Below are 6,045 nucleotides of genomic sequence, written 5' to 3'. Positions count from 1 at the left end.
GGCGCCGCCCCGCGTGCGCGTCGTGCCGGCTGGCCATCCTGGCGGCGCAGGTTCCCGACGTGCTGCCGGCCCTGCTGACGGTGAAGGTGTCCCGTCGTCTCAGTACGAAGATCCTGGTGCCGTACTACGCGGTCCCGCAGCAGTCGTCGATGTGGTCGGTGACCGGGTGCGGCGCGTACGACGACGCGGTGCCGGGCCAGGTGATGCGCGGCGAGCACCGCCGCCGTCCGGCCGGCTGAACTTCGGCGGCGCTTCTCACCAGTACGTGTACAGCAGATGGTTGACGAGGAGCGCGGTCACCGCCTGGGCGGCCAGCCAGCCTCGGTGGTCGCGGGCGGGCAGCAGCGCGACGGCGGCCGGGAGCCAGAGGGTGAACGGCAGCCAGATGCGTTCCGTCTCGGCCTTGCTCATCCCGGACAGGTCGGCGGCCAGCAGCGCGAGCAGGAACGCGCACACCAGCAGCACGACCACGCGGTTGCCGCCGTCGGTGCTTGTGCCGATTCTGGCGTCGACCGCTGGAAGCGCGCCCCGGGGGGCCCGGAGCGCGCGCCACCAGTGTCGTACGGCCTCGGGGGCGGCGCGCACCGCACGCCGTACTCCGGCGACCGGCGCCAGTCCGGCGGCGGCGACCGCGGCGGCGAGGTTGCCCCACACCCAGTAGCCGTAGGGCCGGATCCCTCCCGAGCCCTGGTTGTAGCGCTCGACGACCAGGCTGTACGCGTCCCACCAGCGGAAACCCAGCAGGGTGAAGGCCCCTGCGACCACCGCGATTCCCAGCGCGGCGAGCGGGAGGGGCCGGAGCGTACGCGCGCACAGGAACACGGCGGCGGCCGGGAGCACCATCAGGGCCAGCCCGTACGACAGGTACAGCGTCAGCCCGAACAGCAGCCCGCTGCCGAGCGCCGCCACCGCGGGCGCGCGTACGGTGCGGGTGGCGGCGAGCGCGAGCAGCGCGAGGGCCCAGGCGGCGACGGCGGCGAAGTACGCGTCGGCGGAGGCGCCGACCCAGATGGCGCCAGGCGTGAGCACCAGGAAGGGCGCGGCGCGGCGCGCGGCACGCTCCGCGCCCAGGGCCCGCAGGGTGACCAGCACCGCCGCCGACACCGAGGCGCCGGTGGCCACGCAGAAGGCGGCGGCCCATCCTCCGCCGCCGAGGCCGACGCGGTCGAGGCCGACAAAGGTCAGGATCGCCGCCGGGGGGTGTCCGGCGATGTGCGGCACCCAGTTCACCGGCGCGTCGACGATGTACCGGGTGAAGTCGCGGAGGGTGGCGCCGACATCGCCGAACCGGTCCACCTGGCGCAGATACTCGTACCGGCTGGTCAGCCGGTCGACGACGCCCATCTGCCAGCCGTCCACCAGGGCGAGCGACCATGTCCAGGCCAGCGCGGCCGCGTAGCTCAGCCAGGTCAGCCGCCGCCAGGACAGCCGGGCGGCGAGCGATCGCCCGTACACGACCACCCCGGCGGCGACCAGGAGCGCGGCGGGCGTCCCGGGTCCGATGTGCGGCATCCAGTCGGCGAGCAGCGGTGGCCAGGGGGCCCGCAGGGTGCCGGTCGAGTTCTCCATGACCGTGCCGACCACCGCAGCGACGGCGAAGAGCAGCGCGCCGGCCCCGGCGGCGAGGAGATCGTAACGACGGCCGGAACGGCGGGAGGGGGCCGAAGCGGCGGGACGCACCATGTCGTCGGCGGGGGCGCCGGGGGGCCGGACTGAGTGGGGAGGCGAGGTCACCCGCCCACGTTAGGGGCTGTCACGGGCGCGGCACGCACGGCGTACGGGCAGGTCACCGAATGGTCAGATCCTCGTGGCGGGGGGCGCGGGTCCGGCGCGGGGCGGTCCGGGCGAGGCGTGACCGTTTCACCATGGTTGTATGTGTTTGTTGGTGTTTCGTCATGAGTCGCAACGGTCCGGACGGTGTTGCGGCCCCTAACGTCTCGTGCCATGAAGGTTCGTCCCCGACTCCCCGATCCTTTCCGCGGTCCATGGCGCAGTCCGCTGCGCGGCCCATGGCTGACCTCGGTCTTCGGCACCGTGCTCCTGGTCGGAATCCCCCTGCTCTTCGTCACGGGTCTGCTGTCCTACGCCGCGTACAACCCGAATCTGTCGCCGCTCAACGACAAGACACCGGACAAGGGTCTGCTCGGCTTCTACCTGTTCGACTGGCCCACCGACCCCTCCTGGCTGTACCGCCTCACCCAGGGCGTTCATGTGACGCTCGGCATCGTGCTGGTGCCGGTGCTGCTCGCCAAGCTCTGGTCGGTGGTGCCGAAGCTGTTCGTGGTGCCCCCGCTGCGCTCGCTCGGTCACGCGCTCGACCGGCTCTCGCTGCTGCTGCTCGTGGGTGGCGTCCTCTTCGAGTTCGCGACCGGAGTGCTCAACATCCAGCTCGACTATCTGTTCCCCGGCTCGTTCTACCCGCTGCACTTCTACGGGGCGTGGGTGTTCATCGGCGCCTTCGTCGCGCACGCCGCGCTGCGGATGCCCCGTGTGGTCCGGGCGTTGCGCGGCCGCGGCTTCCGCGCCGAGCTGCGGATCCCGGCGTCCCGCACCCGCCCCGAACCGGCCGACGACAGCGGCCTGGTCGCCGCCGACCCCGCGGAGCCGACGATGTCGCGGCGCGGCGCGCTCGGCATGGCGGGTCTGGGGTCGCTGGCGCTGTTCGTGGTGACGGCGGGGCAGAGCATCGGCGGCCCGCTGCGCCGCACGGCGCTGCTGGCCCCGCACGGCCGCGATCCGGGCTCGGGGCCCAACGGCTTCCCGATCAACAAGACGGCCGCGCTCGCGCGGATCACGGAGCGGGAGACGGGGGACGCGTGGCGGCTGGTCCTACGCGGCGGCGGCCGGCAGCGGACGCTCACCCTGGCCGAGGTGAGGCAACTCCCCCAGCACCGCTCGGCCTTGCCCATCGCCTGCGTGGAGGGCTGGTCCACGCCCGACCAGCAGTGGGAGGGGGTACGGCTCGCCGACCTCGCCCGACTGGTCGTTCCGCGCGGCGAGTTGCCCGGTGTGTTCGTGGAATCGGCGCAGCCGCGCGGCTCGTTCCGCGCCGTCACACTGCGCGACAACCAGGTCCGCGATCCCCGCTCGCTGCTCGCCCTGCGGGTCAACGGCGCTCAACTGTCCCTCGACCACGGCTATCCGGCGCGGATCATCGTGCCCGCGGCGCCCGGCGTCATGAACACCAAATGGGTGCGGCAGCTCAACTTCGGGGAGACGACATGGCCCGCATGAACCGGTTCCGCCGGCTGTACGGCGAGTCGCCGTTCCAACTCATCATCCTGCTGGCCTCGTTCGCGCTGTCCGGCTACGCGGCGGTCAGATTCCTGGACGGTGACTGGTTCTGGATCCTGGTGTGGTTCGTGGGGTCGGCGATCCTGCACGACCTGGCTCTCGTACCGCTGTACGCGGTGTGCGACCGCGCCGTGCAGGCGGCGCTCGGTCCCGACCACACCCGCTCGGCGCTGCCGCGCACCGCCGTCAACCACGTACGCGTACCGGCCTATGTGTCCCTGCTGCTGCTCCTGGTGTACTGGCCGCTGGTACTGCGGAACGCGCCACACCCCTACGAGCTGACCACCGGGCTCTCGGTCGATGTGTTCCTCGGCCGCTGGCTGCTGATCACGGCGGCGTTGTTCATCGCCTCGGCAGTGTGGCTGGTGCTACGGCTGTGGCGTGCGCGTTCCCCCCGGAAGAGCCCGGTGTCACCCGGGTGATGTCGCCCGGCCGTCGGCCGCTGCCGCGATGAGGCCGCTGATCAGGACGTCCAAGGCGTACTCGAAGTCCGCTTGGGGGTCGGTGGCCGGCAACGTCTTCAGCAGGCGGCTGAAGTGGGGCAGCCCGGCGGAGTCGGCCTGCCGGACGAACAGATCGACCTGCCGGCCACCCGCCTCGGCTGGGAAGTCCTCGACCGTGAACCCGGCGGTGGACAGCAGGAGCGACCCGAAGATCACGCTGTTGACGGCGGTGAGCATGCGCCGGACATCGGCATCGGGGAAGCCCGCTTCCAGCAGGGCGCCGATCAGGGCGTCGAGCGGCCGGAGCGCCGTCGCGGACGTCGGATTGGCCTGGTCGGTGACCAGCGCGAGGGGGACGACGGGGTGCCGGCTGAAGGCGCGGTGCATGCTCAGCGCGATGGCGCGTACCTTCTCCGGCCACGGCAGGGCGGGATCGGGGCAGTCGACCTCGCCGAACGCCCGTTCCGCCATGCCGTCGAGGATGTCGGCCTTGTTGGAGACGTGGTTGTAGAGCGACATCGCCTCCACGCCCAGGGACTTGGCCAGCTTGCGCATGGACAGCCCCTCCAGGCCTTCGGCAGCGGCCAGGACCAGGGCGGCGTCGAGGATCTTCTCGCGGTTCAGCGGCTCGCGTCGTGCCATCCGTGTTCCCGGTTCTCCTCGTTCGGCTTGACAGAACTTACACCGACCGCCTTACTTACGGCGTAAGCTTACGCCGTAAGTAAGCCTTGAGCGAGGAGTTGTCGTCATGGTCGATGTCATCGTCGTCGGGGGCGGGCCAACCGGTCTGCTGCTGGCCGCCGAACTGAAACTCGCGGGCGCCGAGCCACTGGTCCTGGAGGCGGCGGACGGCGCCGGGCAGCGGGCCGGGGCCCTCGGCCTGCGGTCGATCAACACCCGCACCAGCCAGACGCTGGCGCTGCGCGGGCTGGTCGAACCGCTGCTCGATGCCCAGTGGGCGATGTTCGACCGGCTGTCGGCCGAGAGCCCTCCGGACCGGACCGACCTCGTCGCCTTCCTGGCGAGCGCCGTCCGACAGGGCCTCATGCGGGGCCATTTCAGCGGCCTGCCGCTGCTGGCCGACACCACGAATGACCCGGCGGACTACCTCATGCTCGAACAGCGCGTGCTTGAGCAGATCCTCACCGACCACGCCACCGCGCTCGGCGTGACGATCCGTACAGGACAGGAGGTGGCCGATGTCGTCGACGAAGGCACCGGCGTGCGCGCCGTGCTGGCCGACGGCACGACCGTCGGCGCGGCCTACCTGGTCGGATGCGACGGCGGCCGCAGCACGGTGCGCAAACGGTCCGGCATCGCGTTCCCCGGTACGCCTCCGACGATGACCGGACGTACCGCGGTCGCCGAACTCGCCGACCCGGATGGACTCACCTCATCGCTCCGGGGCCCGGCCGGACTGCTGAACCTGTCGCTCGTACCGGGTGAGATCGCCACGGTCGAGTTCAACGGCGGGCCCGGCGACCGGGACGCGCCCATGACCTCCGAGGAGATGCAGGCCAGCATCCGCCGCGTGACCGGCGAAGCGGCGACCGTCACGCGGCTGGAGGCGGGGATCCGCTACAGCGACAACACGCGCCACGCGGAGACATACCGGCGCGGCCGCGTCCTGCTCGCCGGTGACGCCGCACACGTCCACTCCCCCATCGGCGGCCAAGGTCTCAACCTCGGCCTCCAGGACGCCGTCAACCTCGGCTGGAAACTCGCGCTGGTCGTCAGCGGTCGCGCACCGGAACGCCTGCTGGACACCTATGAAACCGACCGGCACCCCGTCGCCGCGCGCGTACTGCGCAACACCCGCGCCCAAGTCGCCCTGATGCGCCCCGGCCCGCAGACGGACGCCCTGCGCGAGGTGATCGCCGAGGCACTGGAGATCCCGGACGCCAAACGGCACTTCGTCGATGCGGCCAACGGCCTGGACATCGACTACGCGCCGGGGTCGGCGCACCCGCTGGTCGGCCGGTTCATGCCCACCCTGGACGCGGACGGGACGGACGCGATCACGGCGCCGCTGCGGGAGGGCCGCGGGCTGCTGCTCGATCCGGCCGGCGTCACCTGGATCCAGGCGATCGCCGACGGTTTCACCGACCGCGTACGGATGGTTCGCGGATGTGCCGGCTCGTTCCCCGGCCTGGCCGCGGTACTCATACGCCCGGACGGGTACGTCGCTTGGGCATCCTCGCGGGACGACCCGGCGGACCCCGCGGGCCTCGCGGACGCGCTGGCCCACTGGTTCGGGTCGCCGACCGGCGTCACGACCGCCGGTCGGCCGGCGGCGCTGTAAGCGGCC

At 72.0% G+C, this 6,045-nt stretch carries 5 protein-coding genes and 1 pseudogene; 4 read left to right on the top strand and 2 right to left on the bottom strand.

Going from position 1 to position 6,045, the window contains the following annotated elements:
* Positions 1-239: pseudogene (locus QR77_RS35270) on the top strand (hypothetical protein); the annotation flags it as partial.
* A gap of 16 nt (positions 240-255) precedes the next feature.
* On the opposite strand, the gene QR77_RS35265 reads toward QR77_RS35270, so the two are convergent.
* A complete protein-coding gene (locus tag QR77_RS35265) occupies positions 256-1,683 on the bottom strand; it encodes a hypothetical protein (RefSeq protein WP_040026068.1) in 1,428 nt (475 codons plus the stop codon).
* A 261-nt stretch (positions 1,684-1,944) separates the two neighbouring features.
* Between QR77_RS35265 and QR77_RS35260 the strand changes: the two genes are divergently transcribed.
* The gene (locus QR77_RS35260) at positions 1,945-3,234 is read left to right on the top strand and encodes a molybdopterin-dependent oxidoreductase (protein ID WP_040026067.1); all 1,290 of its coding nucleotides are present in this window, start codon (positions 1,945-1,947) and stop codon (positions 3,232-3,234) included.
* Complete coding sequence (locus QR77_RS35255; protein ID WP_040026066.1) at positions 3,222-3,716, top strand: hypothetical protein; 495 nt, start codon at positions 3,222-3,224, stop codon at positions 3,714-3,716. The genes QR77_RS35260 and QR77_RS35255 overlap by 13 nt, the downstream gene beginning before the upstream one ends.
* Here the strand turns inward: QR77_RS35255 and QR77_RS35250 are convergent.
* A complete protein-coding gene (locus tag QR77_RS35250) occupies positions 3,705-4,379 on the bottom strand; it encodes a TetR/AcrR family transcriptional regulator C-terminal domain-containing protein (RefSeq protein WP_040026065.1) in 675 nt (224 codons plus the stop codon). The two genes, QR77_RS35255 and QR77_RS35250, sit on opposite strands and share 12 nt — an antisense overlap.
* A 106-nt stretch (positions 4,380-4,485) precedes the next feature.
* Here QR77_RS35250 and QR77_RS35245 point away from each other — a divergent pair, with 106 nt between their 5' ends.
* Entirely contained in the window at positions 4,486-6,039 is a 1,554-nt protein-coding gene (locus tag QR77_RS35245; protein ID WP_040026064.1) for an FAD-dependent monooxygenase, read from the top strand.
* Positions 6,040-6,045: the final 6 nt, after the last annotated feature.

It is taken from the genome of Streptomyces sp. 150FB (assembly GCF_000818195.1).
Lineage (GTDB): Bacteria > Actinomycetota > Actinomycetes > Streptomycetales > Streptomycetaceae > Streptomyces.
This window is presented reverse-complemented; position numbering and strand designations above follow the sequence as displayed.